Genomic DNA, 24,225 nt, shown 5'->3' with positions numbered 1-24,225 from the left:
GCTCCGCTCGGAGGCGGGCGAGGGGTCGGCCACATGTCGACTCCTCCGTCCTCCAACTACGCAAACGCTAAAAGACCCCCGCCGGCGTGGCGGGGGTCTTTGGCGTTAGCCGTGCCAGGAATTCCATAGGGCGGCGTAGGAGCCTTGGCGGGCTACTAGGTCTTCGTGGCTGCCTAGTTCTGTTATTTGGCCGTCTTCTACTACTGCTACGCGGTCTGCGTCGTGGGCGGTGTAGAGGCGGTGGGCGATGGCGATGACCGTGCGGCCCTCTAGGACTGCGGCTAGGGAGCGTTCCATGTGGCGGGCTGCGCGGGGATCGATCAGGGAGGTTGCTTCGTCCAGGACGAGGGTGTGCGGGTCGGCCAGCACCAACCGGGCTAGGGCGAGTTGCTGTGCCTGGGCGGGTGTTAGTGCGAGTTGGCCGGAGCCGACTCGGGTGTCGAGGCCGTCGGGTAGCGCCTGGGCCCACTCGCGGGCGTCGACTGCTGCCAAGGCCTCCAAAAGCTCAGCGTCGGACGCAGTCGGGCGTGCCATCGACAGGTTGTCTCGGAGCGTGCCGACGAAGACGTGGTGCTCCTGCGTGACCAGGGCGACCTGCTTGCGGAGCTCGTCCAATGGCAGCTCCGTCATGCCGACACCGCCGACCGTCACCGAACCGGTCCGTGGCGGGTGGATGCCCGCGACCAACCGCCCCAGCGTCGACTTGCCGGCACCAGACGGTCCCACCATCGCGATCCGCTCACCAGGCTGGATGGTCAGATCCACACCGTGCAGTACGTCGCGACCATCGACGTACGAGAACCGCACGTCCCGCGCCTCGACCAGCTCCGACGACGGCTGCTGCCCCGACGGCGTCCGGTCATCCGGTACGTCGCTGATGCCCAGCAGCCGGGCGAACGCGGCGCCGCCGGACTGAAGCTCGTCCAGCCAGGAAAGCAGCCGGTCGACCGGATCGATCAGCTGGTTTACGTACAGCACGGCCGCTGTCACCGCGCCGAGCGAGACATGACCATTGAGGTGCAGCCAGCCGCCGAACAGCAGCGTGCCCACGACCGGCACCAGATAGCCCAGCTCCGCAACCGGGAAGTACACGGTCCGCAGGAACAGCGTGTACCGCTCCGCCAGATACGACCCGCGGATGTCCACATCGCCGCGCCGCACGCGGTCGTCGTACCGCCGCAACGCCTCGACCGTCCGCGCACTCTCGACCGTCTCCGCGAGCGAGCTCGTCATCTGCGCGTACGCCGCATTCTCGCGAAGATATCCATCCTTCGCGCGACGCAGGTACCACTTCGTGCTCAGCCACAGCAGCGGAACCATCGCGACCAACGGGACCAGCACCCACACCCCGACCAGCACCGTCGCGACCGCGGTGAAGATCACGGTGACGAACGCAATGATCGTCTCCGGTACGGCGAACCGCACCGTCCGGGACAACGTGTCGACGTCGCGCGACGTCCGCGACAGCAGGTCGCCTGTGCCGGCCCGCTCGACCGTGCCGATCGGCAGCGCCAGAGCGTTGTCGACGAACTCCTCACGCAGCTCGGCCAGCACCTGCTCGCCCAGCGCGAACGAGCGGTACCGCGCCCAGCGAGTCAGCAGCGACTGCGCGACGATGAAGACCGCGATCACCACGATGACCTCATTGACCTTCGCGGCGGTCGTGCCGTTCTGCACGTCCTCCACGAGGTCGCCGATCAGCCGTGGCGCCGCCAGTCCCGACACCGCCGCCAACACGTGCAGCACGAGCGCGATCAGCAGGTTGCGCGGATGCCGCAGCGCCAGCCGGCGCGCGTGCTGCCGAATCTCGGCCGGCCCGGCAACGGGCAGGATCTGCCTCATCGCAGGGCCTCCTCTTCTTCGGTCTGGCGGGTGACGGTCCGGCGGTACTGCGGCTCGTTCTCCAGCAGGTCACGGTGCTTGCCGGTGGCAACCACCCGGCCGGCGGCGACGAAGATCACCTCGTCGACGCGGTCGAGCAGCAGCGGGCTCGCGGTCAGTACGACGGTGCTCCGGCCGGCTCGGTGGTCGCGCAGCCGGTCCGCGATCCGGGCCTCGGTGTGCGCGTCGACGGCCGAGGTCGGCTCGACCAGGACCAGCACGGACGGGTCCGCGAGCAGCGCCCGCACGAGCACCAGCCGCTGACGCTGACCACCCGAGAACGACCGGCCCTTCTCCTCGACCTCGGAGTCGAGCCCGTCCGGCAGTGCGACCAGGACGTCCTCGGCAGAGGCCGTACGCAGCGCAGCCATCAGCTCGTCATCGGTACGGCGGCCGTCCGGGTCCAGCTCGGTCCGCAGTACGCCGGTGAACATCTGGGAGCCGGTGTCGCTCACCAGAATCCGCTCCCGCACAGCCGCCCGGGTAGCGCTGGCCAGCGTCACGCCGCCGTACCTGACCTCGCTGGCGTCGTCGTACCGCCCCAGGCGGTCCGCGAGCTCGGCGTAGCTGTCCGACTCGGCGGCCACGACCGCGGTGAGCAGTCCGTCGCGCGCACGCACGCCGGAGACCGGATCGACCAGATCACCATGGTCCGGCAGCTCCAGTGGCGCTGCGGGATCGGTGACGTCCGGCTCCAGCTTCAGCACGCGGATCACTCGGCCGGCCGCGACCAGCCCACGCATCAGCTGATTGGCGAAATCGGTCGCCGTCCGCAGCGGCAGCACCAGGAACGTCGCATACCCGTAGAAGGCCACCAGCGACCCGGCGCTCAGGTCGCCACGCAGTGCGAAGTGCGCACCCAGGCCGACCACGAGCACCACGAAGACCCCTGGCAGCAGCACCTGTGCGGCGTCCAGCATCGACTGGATGCCCGCGACGCGCACACCAGCCTTCCGCACCTCCTGCGACTCAGTCCGGTACCGCCGGGAGAACGACTCCTCACCGCCGATACCGCGCAGCACCCGCAGTCCGGCCACGATGTCCGAACCCAACGAGTTCAGCTCGCCGACCGCCTCGCGCTGCGCGGACTGCCGCCGGTGCAGCGGACGCAGCATCGGTCCGAGGCAGAACAGCATGATCGGTACGCCGATGAGAACCACCAGGCCGAGCGCCGTCGACGACGAGAGCAGAATTGCCGCAACCACGACGAACGCGACGATCGCGCCCGCGAACCGGGCCGAGACCTCCATCAGGTTGCCGATGTAGGCGAGGTCGCCCGCGCCGACGCTGACCACCTCGCCGGTGGCCAGGTGCTTGGGCAGCGTCGCGCCGAGGTGGGCCGACTTCCGCGTCACCACCTGGACGGTCCGGTACGCCGCCATCAGCCAGTTGGTCACCGCGAACCGGTGCCGCATGATGCCGGCCAACGCCTGAACCACACCGACCGCGAACAGCAGCGCGGTCCACTGCAGCAGCCGCTCGCCGTCCTGCGCCGCGATGCCCTCGTCGATCGCCCGCCCGAGGATCGCCGGGATGAACGCCTGGGCGCCCATCCACAGAATGCCGAAGGCCATCCCGCCTGCGAGCGTGCCGGCCTGACCGCCGGCGACCCACCACAGGTAGCGGGTCGGCGAACGATGATTCGGGACGCCGGGATCGGCGAGGGGAAGTTGTCTCATAGCCCCCTCAGGCTAGGTCCCGCCTCCGACACTCCGCATGCGAATTACTCGCGTCTGTGGACCGCCTGGAGCGGCACCGTCGTCGACCTGACGGTGACGGTCGGTAGAGCTTCACCTTGCGTTGGGCAACGGGTTCCCGCTGGGCAATGTGTGGCCCCTGTCCTGGATCCATGTGGGTGATCGCGCATCGGGGAGCGAGTGGCTACCGTCCGGAACACACGCCGTCGGCCTATCGGCTGGCCGCGGCACAGGGTGCCGACTACCTGGAACCGGACCTGGTCGCGACCCTCGACGGCGTCCTGGTCTGCCGCCACGAGAACGAGATCTCGAGTACGACGGACGTGGCCGACCACCCGGTCTTCGCCGACCGGAAGATCACCAAAATCGTTGACGGGACAGCTGTCACGGGCTGGTTCGTCGAGGACTTCACGCTCGCCGAGTTGCGCATGCTGCGCGCGCGGGAACGGATGCCCGCGCTCCGGGCGAGCAACACGTCGTACGACGGTTTGGAGGCGATCCCCACCTTCGACGAGGTGGTCCAGCTGGCGCGGCGGGAGTCCGCCCGGCTGGGTCATCCGATCGGGGTGATCCCGGAGATCAAGCATCCGGCGTACTTCCGGCGGCTTGGACTGCCGCTGGAGGAGCTGCTGACGGAGCGGATCATGGCGCTCGGACTGCGCGACGACGAGATCATGGTGCAGTCGTTCGAGCCGACGAGCCTGCGACGGCTGTCGGTGATGACACGGGTGCCGCTGGTGCAGCTGATCGACGCGGAGAGCGCGCCGAACGACTTCCTGCGCACTGGTGACGGCCGCACGTACGCCGACCTGATCGAGCCGGCCGGACTGCGGGAGATCGCGACGTACGCACACGTGTTGGCGCCGCACAAGGACCTGGTCATTCCACGTACTGCGGAGGGTTGTCTGGGGGAGCCGACCCGTCTGGTCGAGCAGGCCCACCGCGTCGGTCTGGCTGTGCAGGTCTGGACGTTCCGCGCGGAGCGTCGATTCCTGCCGACTGCCACCGACTACTCGACAGAGTTGAAGCGATTCGCCGCCCTGGGGCTGCAGGGCATCTTCGCCGACCACCCGGACCAGGCACTGGCCGCACTCCGCAAGCCGGCCCTCAAGGTCTAGACAGTCGACGGCGGGGTGACCGCCGTTGCGGTCACCCCGCCCGAGTGACTGGGGCTGCGCCCGCTACAGGCGCAGGCGGTGTCACGCCGCCGGGGGCTTGTTGTTGGTAGTGGTGTCGTCGTAGATACGGGAGGCGATGTCGTTCTCGGTCGAGTCCTGGTGCTGGTTCTGGTTGACCGACTGCTGAACGTTCTGCCACACGGCCTTGCCGTCGGACTCCGGGATCACGATCCACGCGACCGCGTAGCCGATCATCGCGGCGCCGCCGGTGATGAGGGTCAGGCCCACCCAGCCGAGGCGGACCAGGGTCACGTCGACGTTGAGGTACTCGGCGATGCCGCCGGAGACGCCGGAGAGCATCCGCTGGTTCGAGGAGCGACGGAGGACCTTGCCGGACAGGTTCTGGAACGGTGCGTTGGAGTTCGTCATGGCTCCACTCTCCCGTTTCCGCGCGGTTCACGGCATCCGGATCGGTACCGACCGACCCCTGATCCACCCCTGACGACTTTCGTGACAAGACACTTGCCCAGCGCTGAGACTTAGGGGGTGGAGCCCCGCCCCGATGCGAGCCGAGGCCGTGGCGTGCTGGCATCAGCAGCCGCGGCGATCACGGTGCTGGCCGTCATCGGTGTCACCAATGCGCTGAGCTCCAACGGCAGCGGGACACTGATCACCACCCCTGACCCGCCCCCGGGTCCGGTGGCGATGCGGATGGTCGGCTACGGACACGCGGCGATCGCAGTGCCGAAGGTGTGGGGTACGAACGCCTCTCGCTGCGGCATCCCGCACCGCGACACCGTACTTGTCGATGACCCGGCTGCGGCGTCGTTCTGCGACCTGCCGCGCCCGCCGGACGTTGACAGCGTGGAGCTCGGCACCGACCCGCCCAGCGGCTTCCGGGTCGACGAGGTCTTCCTCGTGAACGGAGTGCGCGCCGAGCGCCGGAAGACAACGTGTGCGAGTGATGACGTGTGTTGGGGTGCGGTGGGTCTCCCGTCGTTGCACGTGTGGTTCCGGGCGTCCTCGTCGACCGATGCAGCGGTGGTGGACGAGATCCTCTCGCGGATCGAGATCCTGCCCGACCGGGTCGGTGTGCCGAGCTCTCGGACGATGGACGACGGCCGCGACAGTACGGCGTACGCGAAGCGGCTCCGGGAGCTGGGGCTCAGGACTGAGATCAGCACCAGGACGTCCACCGTCTACAAGCCCGGTCGCCTCGTCAGCGTCTCGCCGTCTCCCGGCACCCTCCTGAGCCCAGGTGAGACAGTCACGCTGACGGTGATCAAGTAGAGGGAACCTGCGGCGGCCGTCACCCTGTCTGTACGGGTGAGGAGGGGAATGGACGACTTCAGCGAGTACGTCACCGCGCGCTGGCCCACGCTGGTCCGCAGCGCGGTTCTGCTCGGCTGCACTCCGCCTGAAGCCGAGGACCTCGTCCAGACGGCGCTCGAGCGCTGCCTGGTCAAGTGGAACCGAGTCCGCGCCGCCGACGACCGCGACGCATACGTGCACCGGGTGCTGATCAACTGCTTCCACACGTCCAGACGGCGCCGGTGGCACGGGGAGCGGCCGTCAGCGGTGCTACCTGAGTACGCCGACGTCGACCCGACCGCCAGCATCGACGAAACGGACGCGGTGATGCGAGCACTAGACGGCCTGCCCGACGACCAGCGCACAGCCGTCGTACTGCGTTACTACGCCCACCTCAACGAACAACAGATGGCCTCCGTCCTCGGCGTCGCCGCCGGCACAGTCAAGAGCCGCCTGTCCCGTGCAGTAAAGGCCCTCGCACAGGACCCCCACCTGTCAGAACTGCGAGAACCCCGATGACCGAGACCAAGCTGATCCATCTCCTGGAAGACGCCGCCGACCACACCCCGGTCAGCCAACCTCCGCTGGCTGCCCTCCGGGCCGGAGCAGCCCGCCGACGCCGACGCCGGACTGCAGGACTCAGCACGGTCGCCGTGGCCGCTGTCGGCGTTGTGATCGCCGGCTCGAACCTACTGACCTCAGCCAGCCCACCCGCACCTGTTACCTCACCAGCGCCGACGACGGCAGCCCCGGCACCGCCCGCGATGCGCATGGTCGGCTTTGGCCACGCGGCCATCGCCGTACCGGCCGCCTGGTCGACCAACAAGAGCAGCTGCGGCACGCCGAAGCAGGACACAGTCCAGATAGACGATCCCAGTGCGGTGCAGCTCTGCCAGTCGGACCGCCCGCACGGTGTCGACAGCGTGCAGCTGACCGGCGCACCGCCGAGCCTCGCGTACCACGCCGACGAGACGGTGCTGATCGACGGAGTCCGGACCGAGCGTCAGCGAACGCGCTGCCTGGACGGCTGGCAGGGCACTCGGGTCTGTCTGGGTGCGGTGGGCATCCCATCGCTCAAGGTGTGGTTCTACGCCGAGTCGTCCACGAGCTCCGCAGAGGTCGACCAGATACTCGACCGGATTCAGATCCTGCCGGACAGGTCCGGTGTCCCCAGCTACTCGTCGGTCGGCGGCCCGCCTACGGGGCCGCTCGCAGTGAACTACGCACCTTTGCTGGCGGCCGCGGATCTCGAGGTGCGGTACCAGAGGGTGGCGTCGCCCAGCTATCCGGACGGCACCATCCTCGGCGTCTCGCCCGCTGTCGGGACGCTGCTGCCGGTCGGATCGACCGTGACGGTGACCGTCGCAGGCTGACGAAACTGTCGGTGGGGGTGCCTAGCGTTGGGGTATGGATGCGCAGGTGGTGGTGAAGGTGATGGCGGGGTTGCCGGGTGCCGAGGAGCATGAGGGGTGGGCTGGGCAGCCGGTGTTCAAGGTTCGGAACAAGAGCTTTGCGTACATGTCCGAGGACCAGAGCCGCCTCCACCTCAAGGCGCTCCGGGAGGAGCAGGAGGCGCTTGTTGCCGAGAATCCTGAGGTCTACGCACCGTCCTGGGACGGCGGTCGCTTCGCCTGGGTGCTGATCCAGCTGGATCAGGCCGACGAGGAGGAGCTCGGGGAGCTAATCACCGAGGCGTGGCGCCTCACAGCGCCGAAGTACCTCATTGCACAGCTGACCTGACCAGCACCCATTGCGAGCTCGTGCGGCTGATCTCGGTGAAGCCGGCGCCGAGGTAGACAGACAGCGGGCCGCGGTACAGATCGGCGGACGAGATCCGGCCCGTTGCGGTGGTGTCGACGGCGCACGCCTCGACGGTGGAGGCGCCGTACGAGCGCGCCAGGTCGACAGCGCCGTACGCCAGCTCCGCGGCGACGCCCTGGCGGCGGTGGCCGACCGGTACGACGAAGCAGGTGATCACCCACGCATCCGGGTGATCCGTGCGCCAGTTCGGCGACGCGACGACACGCGGGTACGCCGTACGCGGGGCGACCGCGCACCAGCCGATCGGGGTGCTGCCGTCGTACGCAAGGACGCCGGGTGGCTGCTCAGCGGTGCAGGCCTGCCGTTTGAGGCCCTCGCGGTTGGCGGCAGGGCTGCTGTCGGACCAGGCCTTGCCGCGGAGACGGAAGTACTGGCAGAAGCAGCGGGACGGGTCGCCGCGCTCACCCATCACCGCGGCCACGTCGGGCCAGGAGTCCGGGCCGGCCGGGCGCACGTTCACCATGGGCACACCGTAGCGTCACCCTGACCGGATGCGTCCGGTCCGGGACCGGGACGAGCCTGTCGCCGGACGGGGCCGTGCTGCCAGATTGTGACCATGCCGAACGAACCTCAAGCAGTCCTGCTCGATGACGCCGAAACCAGCCCGGTCGCGCCGGGTATCGTCCGCCGCGCTCTGCCGTCCAGCGGGCAGGTGCTGGTCCGCGCCTTCGACCTCGAGGCCGGTATCACCTGGCCGGAGGTCGACGTACACGACCGGGACGAGTTGATCTACGTCGCGTCGGGCGAGCTGCTCGACCACGGCCGGTCCTACCCGGCCGGGACGTACCTCTACTACCGGGCCGGCAGCCGGCACCAGCCGCGGACCGAGACGGGAGTCCGGATCATCGTCTTCGGCCCCGCGGAGGTTCCGCTCACCGCGTGAGCGCCAGGTGGTCCGGCTTGCACTCGTTTGGGTCGAGTGCTAATACTTGGTTAGCACTCCAAGGGCGAGAGTGATAAGTGCTCGTGCCCCGGGAGTGTGCAAGAAGACGGCCTCGATGAGGTGCCGGAGCGTGGCGGGACATGAGCGTCGCGGGTCGGTGCCGTCCGTCGCGGGCATCCGGGCCGGCTGGACCACAAAGACTCGACGCGGGAGGACTCGCGGAGAATGCCCAAGCTGATTGCTTTCGATGAAGAGGCGCGCCGCGGCCTCGAGCGAGGGATGAACACCCTCGCCGATGCCGTCAAGGTGACGCTCGGCCCGAAGGGCCGCAACGTCGTACTGGAGAAGAAGTGGGGCGCCCCCACGATCACCAACGACGGTGTCTCCATCGCCAAGGAGATCGAGCTCGAGGACCCGTACGAGAAGATCGGGGCCGAGCTCGTCAAGGAAGTTGCCAAGAAGACCGACGATGTTGCCGGTGACGGCACCACCACGGCCACCGTGCTGGCTCAGGCTCTCGTCCGCGAGGGTCTGCGCAACGTTGCGGCCGGCGCCAACCCGATGGGCCTGAAGAAGGGCATCGAGAAGGCCACCGAGGCCGTCAGCGAGCAGTTGCTGGCGCTCGCGAAGCCGGTCGAGACCCGCGAGCAGATCGCGGCGACCGCGTCCATCTCGGCCGCGGACACCCAGGTCGGCTCGATCATCGCCGAGGCGATGGACAAGGTCGGCAAGGAAGGCGTCATCACCGTCGAGGAGAGCAACACCTTCGGCCTCGAGCTCGAGCTCACCGAGGGTATGCGCTTCGACAAGGGCTACATCTCGCCGTACTTCGTGACCGACACCGACCGGATGGAAGCGGTTCTCGACGACCCGTACATCCTGATCGTCAACAGCAAGATCTCGAGCATCAAGGACCTGGTCCCGGTGCTGGAGAAGGTCATGCAGACCGGCAAGCCGCTGGCCATCATCGCCGAGGACATCGAGGGTGAGGCGCTGGCGACCCTGGTCGTCAACAAGATCAAGGGCACCTTCAAGGCCGTCGCCGTCAAGGCGCCGGGCTTCGGTGACCGCCGCAAGGCCATGCTGGTCGACATCGCCGTCCTCACCGGCGGCGAGGTGATCTCCGAGGAGGTCGGTCTCAAGCTGGACTCGGTCGACCTGGAGCTGCTCGGCCAGGCCCGCAAGATCGTCGTCACCAAGGACGAGACGACCATCGTCGAGGGCGAGGGCGACGCGGACCAGATCGGCGGCCGGGTCAACCAGATCCGCGCCGAGATCGAGAAGTCGGACTCCGACTACGACCGCGAGAAGCTGCAGGAGCGGCTGGCCAAGCTGGCCGGTGGCGTTGCGGTGATCAAGGTCGGCGCGGCCACCGAGGTCGAGCTGAAGGAGCGCAAGCACCGCATCGAGGACGCCGTTCGCAACGCGAAGGCTGCCGTCGAGGAGGGCATCGTCGCCGGTGGTGGCGTGGCTCTGCTGCAGGCGTCGGTGATCGCGTTCGAGAAGCTGGACCTCGAGGGTGACGAGGCCACCGGTGCCGCCATCGTGCGGTCCGCGGTCGAGGCGCCGTTGAAGCAGATCGCCGTGAACGCCGGCCTCGAGGGCGGCGTCGTGGTGGAGAAGGTTCGCAACCTCGAGCCGGGCTGGGGCCTCAACGCCGCAACCGGTGAGTACGTGGACCTGATCAAGACCGGCATCATCGACCCGGCCAAGGTGACCCGCTCCGCGCTGCAGAACGCAGCGTCGATCGCGGCCCTGTTCCTCACCACCGAGGCCGTCATCGCCGACAAGCCGGAGAAGGCCGCGGCCGCTCCGGGCGGCGCGCCCGACATGGGCGGCATGGACTTCTGATCCACTGAAGTCCGACAGCACAGCACACGCAGTAAAGGCGGTCCCGGGCTCAGCCCGGGACCGCTTGCTGTTTGTTCAGGTGCCGGTTATCAGGTGGTGGGCGAGTACCGCGGAGAAGGCTCGGACGGGGAGGGTGGGGGCCAGGCCGCAGGGGCCGTCGGATTCGCCGGGGGTGCGGAGCCAGAGCTCGAGGTCTACCGGGGAGGTGGACCTGGCGGGGGGAGTGCCTAGTTTGCGGCCGGGCGGGTTACAGGAGCTGCCGTCGGAGCCGTTGCCGTTCCGGCTGGTGTCGACGATGAAGTGGGAGCCACCGCCGAGCGCCTGAAGGATCGCCGTGCCGCGGCTGACCGAATCGGACGTCGTGAAGTAGTTCGCAGTGTTCAGCGCGAACCCGCGCACCTTCCCGACGTCGGCAAGGCGCAACCGCCGCGCCATCTCCTTCGCGTCCCCGGACCCGACGTTCCCAGCGTCCAGATACACCCAGGTATTCACGTTCTTCGCCGCGAGCAGCCCCACGGCGTACTTCAGCATTGCGATCCGGCCGTCCCACTCCGTCGGTGGGAAGCAGTCGAGTCGCGCCAGCGCATCGGGCTCGAGCACCACGACGGCCGGCCGTACGCCGATCCCGTCCGACAAGCCCGCGATCCAGCTCCGGTACGCCGCTTCGGACGCCGCGCCACCGCCGACACCGCACGGTCCGCCGGGCAGGTTGTCCGCGACGAGCACCGGCAGCTTGCCGGCCCGGTCCGCAGCCATCGTGTACGCCGCAACAGCCGCCTTCACGTCCCCGCTCCACGTGCCGAACCATCGGGCCGACGCCTGCCCGGCGATCTTCGACGCGAGCTCGGTGTCCTCGGGATGCCGTCGTACATAGGCCGCCGCGGCTGATCCGGGGTCGACGTAGAACCCGTTGGTCAGCTTCAGCGGATCGCCGGTCGCTTCGGCGAGCCCGGTCTCGGGCCGGCCGAAGGCGAGCAGCGCGGCGGACAGCAACAGACCCGCAGCTAGCAATCGGCCAGTACGGCGGCCTGCACGGCCCGCTCGCAGAGTCGGCATCGGTGAGGCGCCCTTCCATCCACGGAGTGATCACTCAACGTGCCGATGAGACTACTCTCAGAGGCTCAGCCATTCGTCATCCCGGCTGTGAATAACAGGTGGACTATGACCCCGTCGGCACCTTAGAGTCTGGCGCGGCGAGACCGATCCAGGAGTGGAAGGAGCGACCGATGAGCACACTGACTTGTTTCCCGGCGCAGCCGACCCGCTCCCACAGCTCGCACTGAGCGGATCCGCGCCTCCTGCTGGAGGATCTGTGACGATTCGCAACACCGTCGAGGCCGACCTCGACACCATCCTTGCTCTGATCGAGCAGCAGAAGTCCGTCAACACCGTCACCCACGAGCGGTACGTCGAATATGTTGCCGACGGCTACTACCGCGACGACTGGACCTGGGTCGTCGAGGAGAACGGCGTGATCCAGGCCCTCGCGATCTGGTGGGGCGCTCCTGGCGAGGAGCTGCCGTTCAGCATCGACGGCCTGTACTACGCCGGCGACGGCGATCCGGTCCCGGCGTGGACCGACCTGATCAAGCACGCCCTCGCATCGAGGCCGGCCGATGCCGAGCAACCGGAGTACCACTTCTTCCTGGACAGCGACTGGCAGGAGCAGCCGGACGTCGTCGCGGGCCTCGAGCCGCGGGCGCAGGCGGCCGCGGCGGCCGGGCTGACCGCGGTCACCGACCGGCTGCGGTACGAGTGGAGGCCGGAGTACGGACTGCCGAAGCGGTCGACGCGGCTGCGGTTCGAGCCGGCCGACGACGAGGCGTTCGTCGACGTCTTCATGCAGGTCAGCCAGGGCAGTCTGGATGCCGCCACGGCGCGGGAGATCGCCAGGGTCGGTGTCGAGGCCGCGGCCCGCGAGGAACTCGACCTGTACAAGGCGATGCCGAACAGCGACCGGGCCTGGTGGCGGCTGGCGTACAACGAGGAGGGCAAGCTCATCGGGTTCGCGATCCCGTCCGCGAACGCGAGTGGCCCGACGGTCGGGTATCTCGGCGTCCAGCCGGAGCACCGCGGTCACCGGTACATCGACGAACTGCTGGCCGAGATCACCCACGTACACGCCGAGCGGGGCGCCGAGCACATCAGGGCCGACACGGACTTCGGCAACGTTCCGATGGCGAAGTCCTTTGAACGCATGAGATATCGGAACTTCGCAGTCCGTCGGGTGCTGTCCTTCCCGCAGAGCTGAACTCGCCCGGCCGAGGTGCAGACGAGCGACGACCTCGCGTCCTATGCTCCCTGACATGTCAGTTAGGGCAGCGGGGGAGTCGCTGCGATGCGTGACATCGCGCTGATTCTGCATGTGGCGGCGGGCATTCTCGCCGTGCTGTTCGGCCCGCTCGCGATCGTGCTGACGTTGCGCCGGCGCGGGCTGAACTGGGCTGGCGAGGTCTACCACTGGACGATCGCGCTGGTCTGCCTGACCGCACTCGTGATGGTCCCGTACGACTGGGGCCGGCTCTGGTACTTCTGGCCGATCACGATCGCGTCGTACCTGTTCGTCTACCTCGGCCAGCGCTCCGCGGAGGCGCCCGGCGGACTTTGGTACCGCGGCGTCCTGCGTGGGTACGGCGGAGGCTGGATCGCGCTCTGGACGGCGGTCGCGGTCGTCAGCCTCCCGCAGCACCCCTGGACCTGGGCGATCCCGATCGTCGTCGGCTCGACCGTCATCGAATGGCTGTGCTTCAACCCGTCGCCGGCCTGGACCCGGGAGCCACAGGCCGGCGCGGCGTCCTAGGCCTGGCCGGCCTGTTCTTCCGGGGTGGCCTTGCGTACGACGAGACGGGTCCACGCGCCGACATAGATGCGGTCGTCCGGGTTCAGCTCCTGGCGCTGGCCGGGAATGATCGGGTCCTCCGGGAGCGGGCCGGCGGCCGAGGCGACGTACGTGCCGTTGGAGGACTGGAGGTCCTCGACCCACCAGCGCTGGCCGTCCGTGGTGAGCTGCGCCTGGCGACGGCTGACACCCGTGTCGTCACCGCAGTCGATCTCCGGGTGGATGTTGCGGCTGCGCGACGGACGGCCGATCAGCAGGCTCTTCTCGGTCAACGGGATCACCGTCGGCAGTCCAGGCGACGGACACGGGTCGTCGCTCTGCTGTACGGCGTACCAGTCGGGGTCGACCCACCGCTCGACGACCCACTCCGCAACGGCAGCGGGCGGCGCCGGCGGTGTCGGGCCGGCCGAAGAGAGGTCCAGCGGCGACGCGGCTCGCGGCATGGTGCCGGTGGTGAAGTCGTAGCCGCAGTTCTCGCAGAACAGCGCGTCGGCAGACGCCGGCTCCTGGCAGTTGGGACACGACTGACCGGCCGGGGCCGGAGCCGGCGTGGCAGCCGGACCAGGCGCTGCGACAGCGGGCGCCGGTACGGCGGCTGCCGCCGGCGTGGCGGCGGCGCCGATCGGCAGCCCGCAGACGTCGCAGTAGTCGGTCGAGGTGGACGGGTGCCCACTCGGACAGTTGACGGTCATTTCTTCACCCGGGTGGTCTTGGTGGAGGCCGTGTCGAGTGCCATCTCGTCGGCCTTCTCCACGGTCCGCTTCAGCCGCACCGTACCCGTTTCCTGGTCATCGATGTCGACAACCTTGCGCAGCCGCGTGGTCGCTTCCTCGTTGCCGGTCGCGGCCGCGAGCTGCACCGCCCGGCCCAGCTTCGTGGTCGCGGTCGCCGTGTCGCCGGCAGCCTTGGCGGCCAGACCGTCCTGGATCGCCTGCGCCAGCTCGGTCTGCCCGGTGTAGTGCGCGACCTCCGGGCTGATGCGGGTGGTGAGCGCCTCGTCGGCCGACCACAGTGCCTTGACCAGGCCCTGGGCAACGGTCTGGTCGCCGATCACCAACTGCACGCGGGCGGCCAGCTGCTCCTGCCCGATCGCCTTCGCAGCCAGTCGGATCGCCACGTGGTAGTCGCGGGACTCGTCACCCCACGAGCCGGTCGGATACGAGCCGGTGAGCGGGTTGATTGCCGTACGACGCGACGTCAGGTCCTCGACCGTCGGCGCGACCTGCCGTACGAACAGCACCTCGGCGCCCTGCGGCGCCCACACCCGCAGGTCCGCCTGGGCGACACCGCGACTCATCGCGTTCTGGATCAGCTTGGAGAACTCCGCGGCCAACTGGTCGGGCGCCGGGATGATGTCGACCGTACCGAGCAGTGCCTGCGCGATCCGCCGTACTTCGTCCACCTGCCAGGCCACGCCGACGCCGCGGGTGTCGCACTGGAACTGACCGGTCACCGACTCGATCGCCTGGGTCAGCGCCTCCGGCGTCTCGTGCTGGTTCTCGCCGTCGGTCAGCAGGATCGCGTGCTTCTGGGACAGCGACGGAACGGTCGCGAAGACCCGCGAGGCCAGCCGCAGCCAGGTGCCCATCGCCGTACCACCGTCGGCGTAGAAGCGGGAGACCGCGTCCTTGGCCGCCTGCCGGGTGTACGGGTCCATCCGGACCATCACCGGCTCCGAGGACGGCGGGAACGCGAGCTGCGCCCGGTCGTTGCCGGAGATCACCGCGAACCAGACCCCGTCGAGGATCTGGTCGAGCGCGGTCTGTGCGGCGTACGCCGCGGCCTGTACGCCGTCTCGGCCCATCGAGCCGGACGTGTCGACGATGATGATCTCGCCCGCGTCTCCGCTACCGGACTGCCCGGCCGCGCCGGCGCCGGTGCAGTTCACCGTGACGATCGCGTGTACGTCGGTCCCGCCGTCGGGCAGGAACTCGTTCTGGTAGACGCTGGCGGTGAAGTCGGCCATCTCGGGTCCCTTTCCTTAAATGCGTGCGAGCGCGACGGTGATGTTGTCCTGGCCGCCCTGGGCGTTGGCCCAGTCGACCAGTGCGGACGCGGTGGCCCTCGGCTCGCCACCACACGCCGCAGCTGTCTGACGGACGAGGTCGGCCAGCGGTGCCGCCTCGGAGCAGTAGTTCCACAGACCGTCCGAGCAGACTGCCAGCCAGCCCGGCCCGGTCACGTGCAGCGTCGTGGTCCGGGGTGTGTGGTCCGGCGCGTCCTTACCGAGCCAGCGGGTGATCGCGTGCGCGTGCGGGCCGGACTCGGCCTCCTCGCGCGAGATCCCGGTGGCGATCAGCTCGGCCGCCCACGAGTCGTCGACGGTCAGCGCGACCGCCTCGGCCTCGTCCGGGAACCAGTACGCGCGGCTGTCACCGACATTGCCTGCCACGAGCAGCCCGTCCTCCAGGACAGCCGCCACGAACGTGCAGGACGCCGGGTTCGGGCTGTCCGGACTGGTGTTGTCGAGTACGGCGTCACTCGCCGCGTCGGCCGCCGCCTTGAGCCGGGCCGCGATCGCACTGCCCCGGGACGACTCGGTGCCGAGACCCTGAGCGTGCCCGGCCTGCAGCACCTCGCACGCTGCCCGCGCCGCGGCCAGTGACGCGACGTCGGAGTCCAGCGAGGAGCTCACGCCGTCGCAGACCACGAGCAACGCCCGGCTGCCCGGCTCGGCGTCCGCCGCGATCGCCATCGCGTCCTCGTTCCGGCTGTGCCGGATGCCGCGGTCGCAGACGCCGGCCACCCACGGCGCGGGCTGCTCCTCGAAGTGGTCCCGCGGCTTCGCAGCCTTGGTGCCGCACGTCTCGCAGTACCCGTCGGCGGCGATGGTGCCGCCGCAGGACTTGCACGGACCGGTCTCCTCGACCGTGGCCGCGGTGATCTCGATCGTCGGCTCGGTATCGGTGTCCAGCGCTGTCGAGCTCGGCGTGGTCGCCGGGGTGAGCTCGGCGCCGCAGGCCTCGCAGAAGCGATCGGCCTCGGACACCGGTTCGCCACAGCTGGGGCAGACCGTCTCGGTCGTACTCGTCATCGCAACGTCCATCCTCGAACCTCGTTGGCCTGGTCGACCAGGGCGATCCGTTCCGGGCGGGTCTCGGCCTGGTCGGCCAGCAACCGGTAGGTCGCCTCCAGCCCGTCCCGCAGGTCCGACTCGGTCGCCGCCCGCCCGTCGATCCGCAGAGCCTCCTGCGGACCGGACTGCTGGACCTCGGCCAGCGCGGTCCGGAACACGTCCGCGGCCAGGTTTGCCCGGTCGACCGGGTCGATGGTCAGCGCGGTGATGCTGTCCATCGCCTGGGCGAGCGCGGGAAGGCCACGCCCCGATCCTGCCAGCAGACCGGCTCGCTGGCGACGGGCCCGCACGTACGCGCCGCTGGTGCGGGGGACCAGGTCCAGCGCGCCGAGCGCCCCGTCGAGGTCGTTGCGCGACGTACGGATCGTGGCCAGGCCGAACGCGGACGGTGCGATGTAGTTGGCGTCCGTGCGCGCACAGGTCAGGTAGAGGCCCTCGGCAACGTCGTACTCGCCGCTGTGCTCGCAGGCGATCGCCAGCGCGAGTTTCGGCCCCAGCTCGCCTGGCACTTGACCATAGACCGCGTTGAACGCGGACTGCGCAGCGGCTGAGTCGCCGCGAGCAAGAGCGACCAGTCCGGCCATCCAGACAGCCCGCCACTCCCAGGGGTCGGCGTTGAGCAGGTCGGCGACCGCAGTGTCGACCATGTCGTACCGCTCGGGTCCTACCTCCAGCGCGGCCTCTGCAACCTCCAGCAGCGTCTGCGCGGACTGTTCCGGCGCGTCGATCAGCAGCTCGAGTCGCTTGGCCGCGTCCGGCACGCTGACCGTCTTCAACCAGCCTGCCATCTTGTCGCTCTCGTCGGGCACCAGCGACGGCAGCTGCTGCCATGGCTCGACCGTGTCGCCCAGTCCGGTCGACTTGTCACCCGGAGTGCCGAAGAGCAGCGATGACGCGGAGTGCTGGGCAGCCTTGACGCCCTGCTTGTCCGCGACGACCTCACGCAGTACGCCGAGAAGCTGTACGCGGAACTCGTCCGCGGACTGGAAGCGGTCCGCCGGGTCCTTTGCACACGCCTTCGCCAGCAGGCGGTACACCGAGTCGTACTTCTGGAAGAGCGGTACTTCGGCCACCGGCGGCAGCGAGTCGACGTACCGGCCCTGGTAGCCGCGGAACTCCATCGCCAGCACGCACAGCGTCCGGCCGAGCGTGAAGATGTCGGAGGCAACGGACGGGCCGACCTCCGCCACCTCGGGCGCCTGGAAGCCGACCGTGCCGTAGATCGCCGAGTCGAGGTCGTCGATCCGGCGGACCCCACCGAGGTCGATCAGCTTGACCGCGTCGCCGACCTGGATGATGTTGTCCGGCTTGAAGTCGCAGTACACCAGGCCGAGGTCGTGCAGGTACGAGAACGCGGGCAGGATCTCCAGCAGGTACGCGATGGCCTGGTCGATCGGGAGCGCGTCGTATTGGCCGTTGTTGGCGGTCATCCGTTGCTTGAGCAACGTTTTCAGCGAGGTGCCGCCGACGTACTCCATCACGATGTAGCCGGCGCCGTCGTGGGTGACGAAGTTGTAGATCTCGACGATCAGCGGGTGCTCGACGCGGGCCAGGAACTGCTGCTCCGCGATCGCGGCCGCGACGGCGTCCGGGTCCTCGGAGTTCAGCAGGCCCTTCAGCACCACCCAGCGGTCGGACACGTTGCGGTCCTGGGCCAGGTAGATCCAGCCGAACCCGCCGTGCGCGAGGCAACCGCGCACCTCGTACTGCCCGCCGACCAGGTCGCCGGCCTTCAGCTTCGGCGAGAACGAGTACCGGCTGCGGCAGTGCGGGCAGAAACCCTCGGTCCGGCCGGGCTGGCCGTCACGGGAGCGGCCGACCGCGTTGCCGCAGTTTGGGCAGTTGCGGCGGTCCTCGGGGACCATCGGGTTGGCGAGGATCGCTTGACTGGCGTCGATCGCGGGGATCGACGGCACGTGCGTCAGGCCAGCGCCGAGCCGTGCGCCGCGCAGGCGGGTGGACGACGTACCGAGTTTGCGGGTCAGCTTGGAGCCGGCCTGGGCGGCACGTGCGGAGCCGAGCGGTGTGGAGGCCAGGCGGTTGGACGCGCGCGAGACGGTCGAGACCGAGCTGATCGGGTCCGGGTCCGGGGCGGCAGCGCTGGGCGTGGACGAGGCGGGGGACCCGCAGACGTCGCAGTAGCCGTCGACGTACGTACCGGTGCAGCCGGGCTGAGTGCAGGCACCGGCCGCCGGTGCGCTCGCGGCTTGGCTTGGCGCGGCGGGGGAGCCGCAGACGTCGCAGTACCCGTCGACGATGGAGCCGGTGCAGCCCGGTTGAGTGCAGGTCGTCATTTCGTCCCCTCCAGGTAGGCCTGGTAGGCCGCTACCAGTGCACCGAGGCGAGCCAGGTCAACCGGCTCCGCCTCGATCACCGCTCGGCCGCGCCGGTACAACTCGGCGAGATCTTCGTTGCCCTTGGCAACACTTGCCGCCTTCACCTGATAGGCGTCCAGCAGTTGGGTCAGCTCGTCACGTTTCCCCAGCGCGGTGCCGTACGCCGCCTGCGCCTGCCCGAGCGCCCGCCGTACGGCGTCCAGCCGGGTCAGGTATTTCTCGAGCTCGGACGGCGTGTTGGGCACCGGCCCCAGCGCGGTGACATCCGGTACGGCGAGACGCGGGGCCGGCGTGACCGTGGCGACCGCCTTGTCCGCGAGCGCGCGGACCGCAGTACCTTGCGCTTCGAGCTCGCCGCGCAGCGTCCGCGCCCGGGCGACGTCGGCGGCGCGTTCCTTGCGGGTGGCGGCGCCGACGATCAGGTCGCGTTCGGTGCGGGCGGCGTCGATCTCGAACGGCCCGATCAGACCGCCGATGTCCGCGCCGCGTTTGTTGCGGTCGGCAAGATCCGTCAGGCGGCGATCAAGGTCGTGGTGCTGCGCGAGCGCCTGGTCGCGGACGTTGGCCGGCTCCAGCTTCACCAGGTCACTGATCCGCTCGACCTGTGCCCGCAGCTGCCGCAGCCGCGCGGCCAGGTCGGCGTCACCGGGCTCGAGCGCGAGCTTGGCGCGGAGCGTCGCCGCCAGTGCGTCCGACAATTTACATGCCTCGGGCAACGAAACCGCGAGCGATCCGCCCGCGCCGCCGGCATCCAGACCGCCCCAGATCAGGGCGGAGATGCGCTCGGTCTCGGTCGGTCCGACGCGGCCCGAGTCCCACGTCACCAGCATCAACTCGTACCGGTCCGACACGGCCTTCCACACGGTCATGCTGAGCACGACATCCGCACTCAACGCATCCGCGTCCGGCGAATGCAACGCAGCCTGGTCGAGCTCGTCCAGCTCAGCCTTCCGCCGATCCCGCCACTCCCCGAGCGCACCGAGAAAGGGCAACAGCTCCGTCGCCGGAACACTGCTCCCCATCCTCCCCGGCGGCACCGGCGCCGAGACCGTCGGCGTACGTACGGTCATTGCTTCACCGGGACCCGGCCGTAGATCGCCTTCGGCGGAGCCTTCAGCGGCCCCAGGTCAGGACCAAGCCACTTGTTGTACGACGCCATCCACGCGCTGATGCCTGAAGGACCGGGGGTCTTCATCTGCGCGAGGGCGGCGTTGACGAACCGGACGAAGTCCACGTTCTTCTTGTTGATGCCGAGGCCGTAGGGTTCGTCGCTGAACCGCTCCGGCAGGATCTTGGCGTAGGGGTCCTGCGCGGCGTCACCGGCCAGCACGGTGTCGTCACCGCTGATCGCCTGCGCCTTGCCCTGCTGGAACAGCACCAGGCAGCCGGTGTCCGAGTCGGCCGTGATCGGCTTGACCGCCGGGTTCTTCTTCTTCAGGTTGTCGAGGCTGGTCGACCCGGCCGGAGCGCAGACGGTCTGGCCGTCCAGGTCCTCCGTCTTCTTAGCCGGAGAATCCCGCTGGACCAGCGTCTTCTGACCGGAGCGGTAGTACTCGGCGGAGAACGCGATCTGCTGCCAGCGGGCGCAGTTGATCGTCATGTTCCGGGCGACGATGTCGACCGTGTTGTTCTGCAGCGATGGGATCCGCTGCGGGCTGGAGATCACCCGCAGCTCGACCTTGTGGGCCTGGCCCGGCGCGGGCGGGCCGAAGATCGCGTCGGCGACCATATTGATCATGTCGATATCGAAGCCCTCGATCTGCCCGGTCAACGGATTCCGGGATCCCAGGTGCAGGCTGTCAGCCGAAACACCCGCGATCAGCCGGCCGCGATCCTTGATCTTCTCCATGTAGCTGCCCGCGGGCATCACGCCGCCGGGCGCCGGCGTGTTCTCGTTCGGCGCGTATGACGCCAGCTCCCCTTCTTTGCTGCACGGTGTGGTGGTCGACGGTGCCGTCGACGCCTGCGTCGGTGCCGGCTCGGCCGGGAGTTGGGTGGCCGCGTAGTTGCCGGAACCGCAGCCAGTGAGGAGAAGCGCGCTCGCGACAGCGAGTGGGATGAGCTTTTTCATCGGTACTCCTCCAGGCGCTGTGACATGCCCCAGGCGACGAGTAGGGCGGCGAGGATGCCGATCGGGAGGCCTAGCCAGCCGAACAGGCGGATGCTGCCGCGGGCATCGGACAACCGGTCCGAGACGTCCTCGCTGGTGGTCTCGAGCTGGCTGGCGGACTGCTTGTCGAAGGCACCGAACGTCGCGACCGAGTTGTCCCCGGTCTTCGTCGCACCGACCGCCATGTCGACAGCTCCGTCCCAGTTGCCCTTGACAGCGTCAGCGTCCCGGACCTTCTTGTGCACGTCCTTGTATTTGCCCCACAGGCCCTGCAGACCGTCCGTCGTACCCGTTGCTTTGCCGAGTTGGTCGTCGACCACGCGGGCCGCGTCGTTGAATGCCTTGTCGAAGGCGTCGCCGGAGCCGCGGGCGATCAGGGTCAGGCTCTCGTTCGAGCGTGCGTCGTACGCCGCGATCCGGGCCGTCGACAACGCCAACGTCTTCGCGTACGCGTCGGACCGGGTGTCGGACGCGGCACCGGACGCCGACGAGAGCGAGACGCCGCCCATGATCGTGACGATCAGGATGAGCGCGGCGCCGACCACGATCGGGATGTTCAGATAGCGATGCGTACGCCGAGCCAGCCAGCGCAGCGTGATCCCGAAGACCACAAGGGCGAGCAGGCCGCCGACGAGGACCCAGATGGTCCCGTGGCTGACACCGTCGAACTCGTCGTCCACCCGCTTCTGGTTGGCCTGGACCAGCGCGTTCACCAGTGGGAGTGAGTCGTCCTGCAGGACGGCGTTCGCGTCCTTGAGGTACTGCGATCCGATCGGGAGGCCCTGCCGGTTGTTCGCGCGGGCCTGCTCGATGAGGCCGTTGTAGGTGATCAGTGTCGTGTTCAGCTGGCCGAGGACGTTCTGGTCGGCGGGCTGGGCGGTCGACGCCTCGGAGATCAGCCGGGCGGCCGCGGCCATCGAGTCGACGAAGTGTTGCCGCTGAGCAGGTGGCTCCAGACCACCGACCAGGAAGGCGTTGGTGGCGTCGGCGTTGGCGCTGACCAGGTTGGTGTGGATCCCTTGGATCCGGACCAGTTGGGCTGCGTTCGCTTCGGCTCGCTCGAGAGCGCCGTTGGACTGGGCGTGGCCCTGGGCCGCGGCAATGCCGAACAGGATGCTGGCAACCGCGGCAAGGATGAGGAAGGCGCGCATGCGGCCCGGGGTGCCCTCGAACCATTGGGCGATCGCGTTGCGGCGGCTCGCGGTCCGGGCGGCCGGCTGCGTCGTACCCGCCGGCGGCGCTGGGGGCGACCAGGTCGCGGGCGGCGCACTCTGTGTCTGGGTCACGCCTGATCTCCTTGCTCGGACTGGTCTGCTACCTCTGGCCTCGCGGCCCGCTCGGACTCATCGGCCCGCTCGGCGTCGGCGGGCTGGTCGGGCTCGGGGGGTTGGTCGGGCTCGTCGGTGAGGTCTTCCGGGAGGATCTGACGCAGTTGGTCCGTGGTTGGTGCCGTGACGTCGCGAAGGCGCCAGGCGTGCCGGCCGATGGCGGCCTCGAGGACGTTGCGGGCGAAGCGGCCGTTGCCGAACGAGCTGTCCCGCGGCGTCGCGACCAGGATCTCCCGGAACTTGTCCAGCGACTCGGGGACCAGCTCGTAGTCGGCCGCTTCGCTGAGCCCGGTGAGGATGTCGGTCAGTTCGTCGTCGGTGTAGTTCTCGAACTCGATCGTGGTCCGGAACCGGCTGGCCAGCCCCGGGTTCGCGGCGATGAACGCCTCCATCGGCTCGGGGTACCCGGCAACGATCACAACCAGGTCGTCGCGCCGGTCCTCCATCTCCTTGACCAGCGTGTCGACGGCCTCCCGCCCGTACTGGTCGGCGCCGGTGTCACCCGCCGTCAGGCTGTACGCCTCGTCGATGAACAGCACACCACCGGCGGCGGACGCGACCACCTCAGCCGTTTTGGTGGCGGTCTGCCCGAGGTACCCGGCGACCAACTCCGACCGGTCTACCTCGATCAGCTGCCCCTTGGACAGCAACCCGAGTGCCTTGTAGATCCCGCTGACCAAGCGCGCGACGGTCGTCTTTCCGGTCCCCGGATTGCCCACGAACACCAGGTGGCGCGTGATGGTCGGACTCTTCAGCCCCGCCTCGGTCCGCAGCTTCTCGACCCGCAGTACGGCGACCTGCCGATGCACTTCCCGCTTCACCCGAGCAAGCCCGGTCAACTCGTCCAGCTCAGCCAGCAGCTCCTCAACCGTCTTCTCCGGAACCGGTACTTCCGCCGGCTGGGCAGCAGTTGCAGCAACTGGAGCGGCTGGAGTTGTCGGAGTGGGAGTGGTCTGGAGCGGACGAGCACCCGCGGCCTGTAGCTGTGCAGCGGCCGCCACCGACGCGTTGCCGACTACCCGCATGGTCGGCTCGCCTAGCGTGCACGCAGCGGACGCGATCTCGGCGAGTGCTTCGGCGTACGCCGCCTTCTCCGGGGAACTGCTGGCGATCAGCTCGGTGAGTACGGCGGTCGGAGCACCACGCCAGCGTCGGCCGCGAACCGCTGCGTCGAAGAAGTCCTGTGTCGTCCCACCCGGCACCGCCTTCGCCCAGTCAGCAGGCGCACCAGGCGCGGACTCTGCCAGCGCGGCGGCGAGTGAGAGCGCCTCGGCGCGGGCCTGCTCCTCCACGACCCCGGCACGGGCTGCGACGGTGAGCAAGCCGGACAGCGCCTCCTGTAGTCCCCCCGCGGTGCTCATGACCCTCCTCGTCCAGGTGGTGGTGCCAATGGTCCCGCCGGCCCTGTGCTCGGCCCGAGGTCCGGTGGCGGGGTTGATTCGGTCGGGCCGAGGGCCAGGCCGCCGCCGGTGGAGCCGGTGCCGAACTTCTCCTGCAGGAACCTGCCGTGGGCGATCAATGCCGCCGCGTCGGCCCGGTTCACCGCGTCGAACACCTTGTCCATCGTCGCGGCCAAGAGGTCCAACTGGTCGATCAGGATCATCAGCGAGGTCTTGCCCCGGTCGACCGGCCGGGTGTCCGCCCACTGCCGCGGCAGGCGCAGGTAGCCGCCGATCGCCTCCGGCAAGTAGTCGGTCGCCGTCGCCATCACGGAGTACGCCTGTGCGCTGCCGCCCAGGTTCCCGAGCCGCGGGATCGTCTCCCGTACGACGCGGATCACCCGGCCGACCCGCGACGCGACGACGGCCGGTACGGCGCCGTTGGCAACCAGCTGCTCGACACGGACCAAGGACGCGAGCAGGTCCTCGGTGGTCGGCGGACGGGAGACCGCAGCAGGTTCGGGCGCTTCCTGCTTGCGACCGGTCAGCCGCGCGAAGAAGTCACCGAGTGCCATGCAGTTTCCCGTCCACCGGC

At 69.1% G+C, this 24,225-nt stretch carries 23 protein-coding genes; 9 read left to right on the top strand and 14 right to left on the bottom strand.

The window, feature by feature from the left end; all coding sequences use genetic code 11:
• Nucleotides 1-105: 105 nt before the first annotated feature.
• Together AB0J62_RS05265 and AB0J62_RS05260 are read right to left on the bottom strand one after the other, a co-directional pair.
• The gene (locus AB0J62_RS05265) at nt 106-1,842 is read right to left on the bottom strand and encodes an ABC transporter ATP-binding protein (RefSeq protein ID WP_363864629.1); all 1,737 of its coding nucleotides are present in this window, start codon (nt 1,840-1,842) and stop codon (nt 106-108) included.
• On the bottom strand, nt 1,839-3,560 hold the full coding sequence (locus tag AB0J62_RS05260; protein WP_363864627.1) for an ABC transporter ATP-binding protein: 1,722 nt from the start codon (nt 3,558-3,560) through the stop codon (nt 1,839-1,841). The genes AB0J62_RS05265 and AB0J62_RS05260 overlap by 4 nt, the downstream gene beginning before the upstream one ends.
• Before the next feature lie 170 nt (nt 3,561-3,730).
• Between AB0J62_RS05260 and AB0J62_RS05255 the strand changes: the two genes are divergently transcribed.
• Complete coding sequence (locus AB0J62_RS05255; protein ID WP_363864625.1) at nt 3,731-4,696, top strand: glycerophosphodiester phosphodiesterase; 966 nt, start codon at nt 3,731-3,733, stop codon at nt 4,694-4,696.
• 81 nt (nt 4,697-4,777) lie between these two features.
• Here AB0J62_RS05255 and AB0J62_RS05250 read toward each other — a convergent pair whose 3' ends face one another.
• A complete protein-coding gene (locus AB0J62_RS05250) occupies nt 4,778-5,125 on the bottom strand; it encodes a PspC domain-containing protein (protein ID WP_363864623.1) in 348 nt (115 codons plus the stop codon).
• A 153-nt stretch (nt 5,126-5,278) separates the two neighbouring features.
• On the opposite strand from AB0J62_RS05250, the gene AB0J62_RS05245 reads away from it, so the two are divergent.
• From AB0J62_RS05245 to AB0J62_RS05230, 4 genes are read left to right on the top strand one after another with little or no spacing between them, the layout of a single operon-like run.
• Nucleotides 5,279-5,986, top strand: coding sequence for a PASTA domain-containing protein (locus tag AB0J62_RS05245; protein WP_363864621.1), 708 nt, complete (start codon nt 5,279-5,281; stop codon nt 5,984-5,986).
• A 48-nt stretch (nt 5,987-6,034) separates the two neighbouring features.
• Nucleotides 6,035-6,526 carry a SigE family RNA polymerase sigma factor gene (locus AB0J62_RS05240; protein WP_363864619.1) on the top strand — a complete coding sequence of 164 codons (492 nt, stop codon included), beginning with the start codon at nt 6,035-6,037 and terminating at the stop codon, nt 6,524-6,526.
• The gene (locus AB0J62_RS05235) at nt 6,523-7,380 is read left to right on the top strand and encodes a PASTA domain-containing protein (RefSeq protein WP_363864617.1); all 858 of its coding nucleotides are present in this window, start codon (nt 6,523-6,525) and stop codon (nt 7,378-7,380) included. The genes AB0J62_RS05240 and AB0J62_RS05235 overlap by 4 nt, the downstream gene beginning before the upstream one ends.
• Before the next feature lie 34 nt (nt 7,381-7,414).
• On the top strand, nt 7,415-7,747 hold the full coding sequence (locus AB0J62_RS05230) for an MmcQ/YjbR family DNA-binding protein (RefSeq protein ID WP_363864615.1): 333 nt from the start codon (nt 7,415-7,417) through the stop codon (nt 7,745-7,747).
• On the opposite strand, the gene AB0J62_RS05225 is transcribed toward AB0J62_RS05230, so the two are convergent.
• Nucleotides 7,728-8,291 carry a GNAT family N-acetyltransferase gene (locus AB0J62_RS05225; RefSeq protein ID WP_363864613.1) on the bottom strand — a complete coding sequence of 188 codons (564 nt, stop codon included), beginning with the start codon at nt 8,289-8,291 and terminating at the stop codon, nt 7,728-7,730. The two genes, AB0J62_RS05230 and AB0J62_RS05225, sit on opposite strands and share 20 nt — an antisense overlap.
• A gap of 93 nt (nt 8,292-8,384) precedes the next feature.
• On the opposite strand from AB0J62_RS05225, the gene AB0J62_RS05220 reads away from it, so the two are divergent.
• The gene (locus AB0J62_RS05220) at nt 8,385-8,711 is read left to right on the top strand and encodes a cupin domain-containing protein (RefSeq protein ID WP_363864611.1); all 327 of its coding nucleotides are present in this window, start codon (nt 8,385-8,387) and stop codon (nt 8,709-8,711) included.
• Between the two features lie 225 nt (nt 8,712-8,936).
• Nucleotides 8,937-10,562: a chaperonin GroEL gene (gene groL, locus AB0J62_RS05215; protein WP_134107387.1), complete on the top strand. Its 1,626-nt coding sequence runs from the start codon at nt 8,937-8,939 to the stop codon at nt 10,560-10,562.
• A gap of 75 nt (nt 10,563-10,637) precedes the next feature.
• Here groL and AB0J62_RS05210 read toward each other — a convergent pair whose 3' ends face one another.
• Entirely contained in the window at nt 10,638-11,618 is a 981-nt protein-coding gene (locus tag AB0J62_RS05210; protein WP_363864608.1) for a glycoside hydrolase family 6 protein, read from the bottom strand.
• A 256-nt stretch (nt 11,619-11,874) separates the two neighbouring features.
• Between AB0J62_RS05210 and AB0J62_RS05205 the strand changes: the two genes are divergently transcribed.
• Together AB0J62_RS05205 and AB0J62_RS05200 are read left to right on the top strand one after the other, a co-directional pair.
• Nucleotides 11,875-12,813 (top strand): GNAT family N-acetyltransferase, encoded by a 939-nt coding sequence (locus tag AB0J62_RS05205; RefSeq protein ID WP_363864606.1) that lies wholly within the window; start codon nt 11,875-11,877, stop codon nt 12,811-12,813.
• Between the two features lie 87 nt (nt 12,814-12,900).
• Nucleotides 12,901-13,362, top strand: a complete 462-nt coding sequence (locus tag AB0J62_RS05200) for a hypothetical protein (RefSeq protein WP_363864604.1) — start codon at nt 12,901-12,903, stop codon at nt 13,360-13,362.
• On the opposite strand, the gene AB0J62_RS05195 is transcribed toward AB0J62_RS05200, so the two are convergent.
• Genes AB0J62_RS05195 through AB0J62_RS05155 form a run of 9 tightly spaced genes read right to left on the bottom strand, consistent with a single transcriptional unit; the run spans nt 13,359 to nt 24,205 of the window.
• Nucleotides 13,359-14,093: an FHA domain-containing protein gene (locus tag AB0J62_RS05195; RefSeq protein ID WP_363864602.1), complete on the bottom strand. Its 735-nt coding sequence runs from the start codon at nt 14,091-14,093 to the stop codon at nt 13,359-13,361. The two genes, AB0J62_RS05200 and AB0J62_RS05195, sit on opposite strands and share 4 nt — an antisense overlap.
• On the bottom strand, nt 14,090-15,367 hold the full coding sequence (locus AB0J62_RS05190) for a VWA domain-containing protein (protein WP_363864600.1): 1,278 nt from the start codon (nt 15,365-15,367) through the stop codon (nt 14,090-14,092). The genes AB0J62_RS05195 and AB0J62_RS05190 overlap by 4 nt, the downstream gene beginning before the upstream one ends.
• A 15-nt stretch (nt 15,368-15,382) precedes the next feature.
• Nucleotides 15,383-16,447, bottom strand: coding sequence for a PP2C family serine/threonine-protein phosphatase (locus AB0J62_RS05185; protein ID WP_363864598.1), 1,065 nt, complete (start codon nt 16,445-16,447; stop codon nt 15,383-15,385).
• Nucleotides 16,432-18,771 (bottom strand): tetratricopeptide repeat protein, encoded by a 2,340-nt coding sequence (locus tag AB0J62_RS05180; RefSeq protein WP_363864596.1) that lies wholly within the window; start codon nt 18,769-18,771, stop codon nt 16,432-16,434. Before AB0J62_RS05180 ends, AB0J62_RS05185 begins: the two co-directional genes overlap by 16 nt.
• Nucleotides 18,768-19,883 carry a hypothetical protein gene (locus tag AB0J62_RS05175; protein WP_363864594.1) on the bottom strand — a complete coding sequence of 372 codons (1,116 nt, stop codon included), beginning with the start codon at nt 19,881-19,883 and terminating at the stop codon, nt 18,768-18,770. The genes AB0J62_RS05180 and AB0J62_RS05175 overlap by 4 nt, the downstream gene beginning before the upstream one ends.
• Nucleotides 19,880-20,884 (bottom strand): glutamate ABC transporter substrate-binding protein, encoded by a 1,005-nt coding sequence (locus tag AB0J62_RS05170; RefSeq protein WP_363864592.1) that lies wholly within the window; start codon nt 20,882-20,884, stop codon nt 19,880-19,882. Before AB0J62_RS05170 ends, AB0J62_RS05175 begins: the two co-directional genes overlap by 4 nt.
• A complete protein-coding gene (locus tag AB0J62_RS05165) occupies nt 20,881-22,209 on the bottom strand; it encodes a hypothetical protein (protein ID WP_363864590.1) in 1,329 nt (442 codons plus the stop codon). The genes AB0J62_RS05170 and AB0J62_RS05165 overlap by 4 nt, the downstream gene beginning before the upstream one ends.
• The gene (locus AB0J62_RS05160) at nt 22,206-23,612 is read right to left on the bottom strand and encodes an AAA family ATPase (RefSeq protein ID WP_363864588.1); all 1,407 of its coding nucleotides are present in this window, start codon (nt 23,610-23,612) and stop codon (nt 22,206-22,208) included. The genes AB0J62_RS05165 and AB0J62_RS05160 overlap by 4 nt, the downstream gene beginning before the upstream one ends.
• Nucleotides 23,609-24,205 carry a hypothetical protein gene (locus AB0J62_RS05155; protein WP_363864586.1) on the bottom strand — a complete coding sequence of 199 codons (597 nt, stop codon included), beginning with the start codon at nt 24,203-24,205 and terminating at the stop codon, nt 23,609-23,611. The genes AB0J62_RS05160 and AB0J62_RS05155 overlap by 4 nt, the downstream gene beginning before the upstream one ends.
• Between the last annotated feature and the right edge of the window lie 20 nt (nt 24,206-24,225).

This window comes from Kribbella sp. NPDC049584 (assembly GCF_040675555.1).
In the GTDB taxonomy this organism is placed as follows: Bacteria; Actinomycetota; Actinomycetes; order Propionibacteriales; family Kribbellaceae; genus Kribbella.
This window is presented reverse-complemented; position numbering and strand designations above follow the sequence as displayed.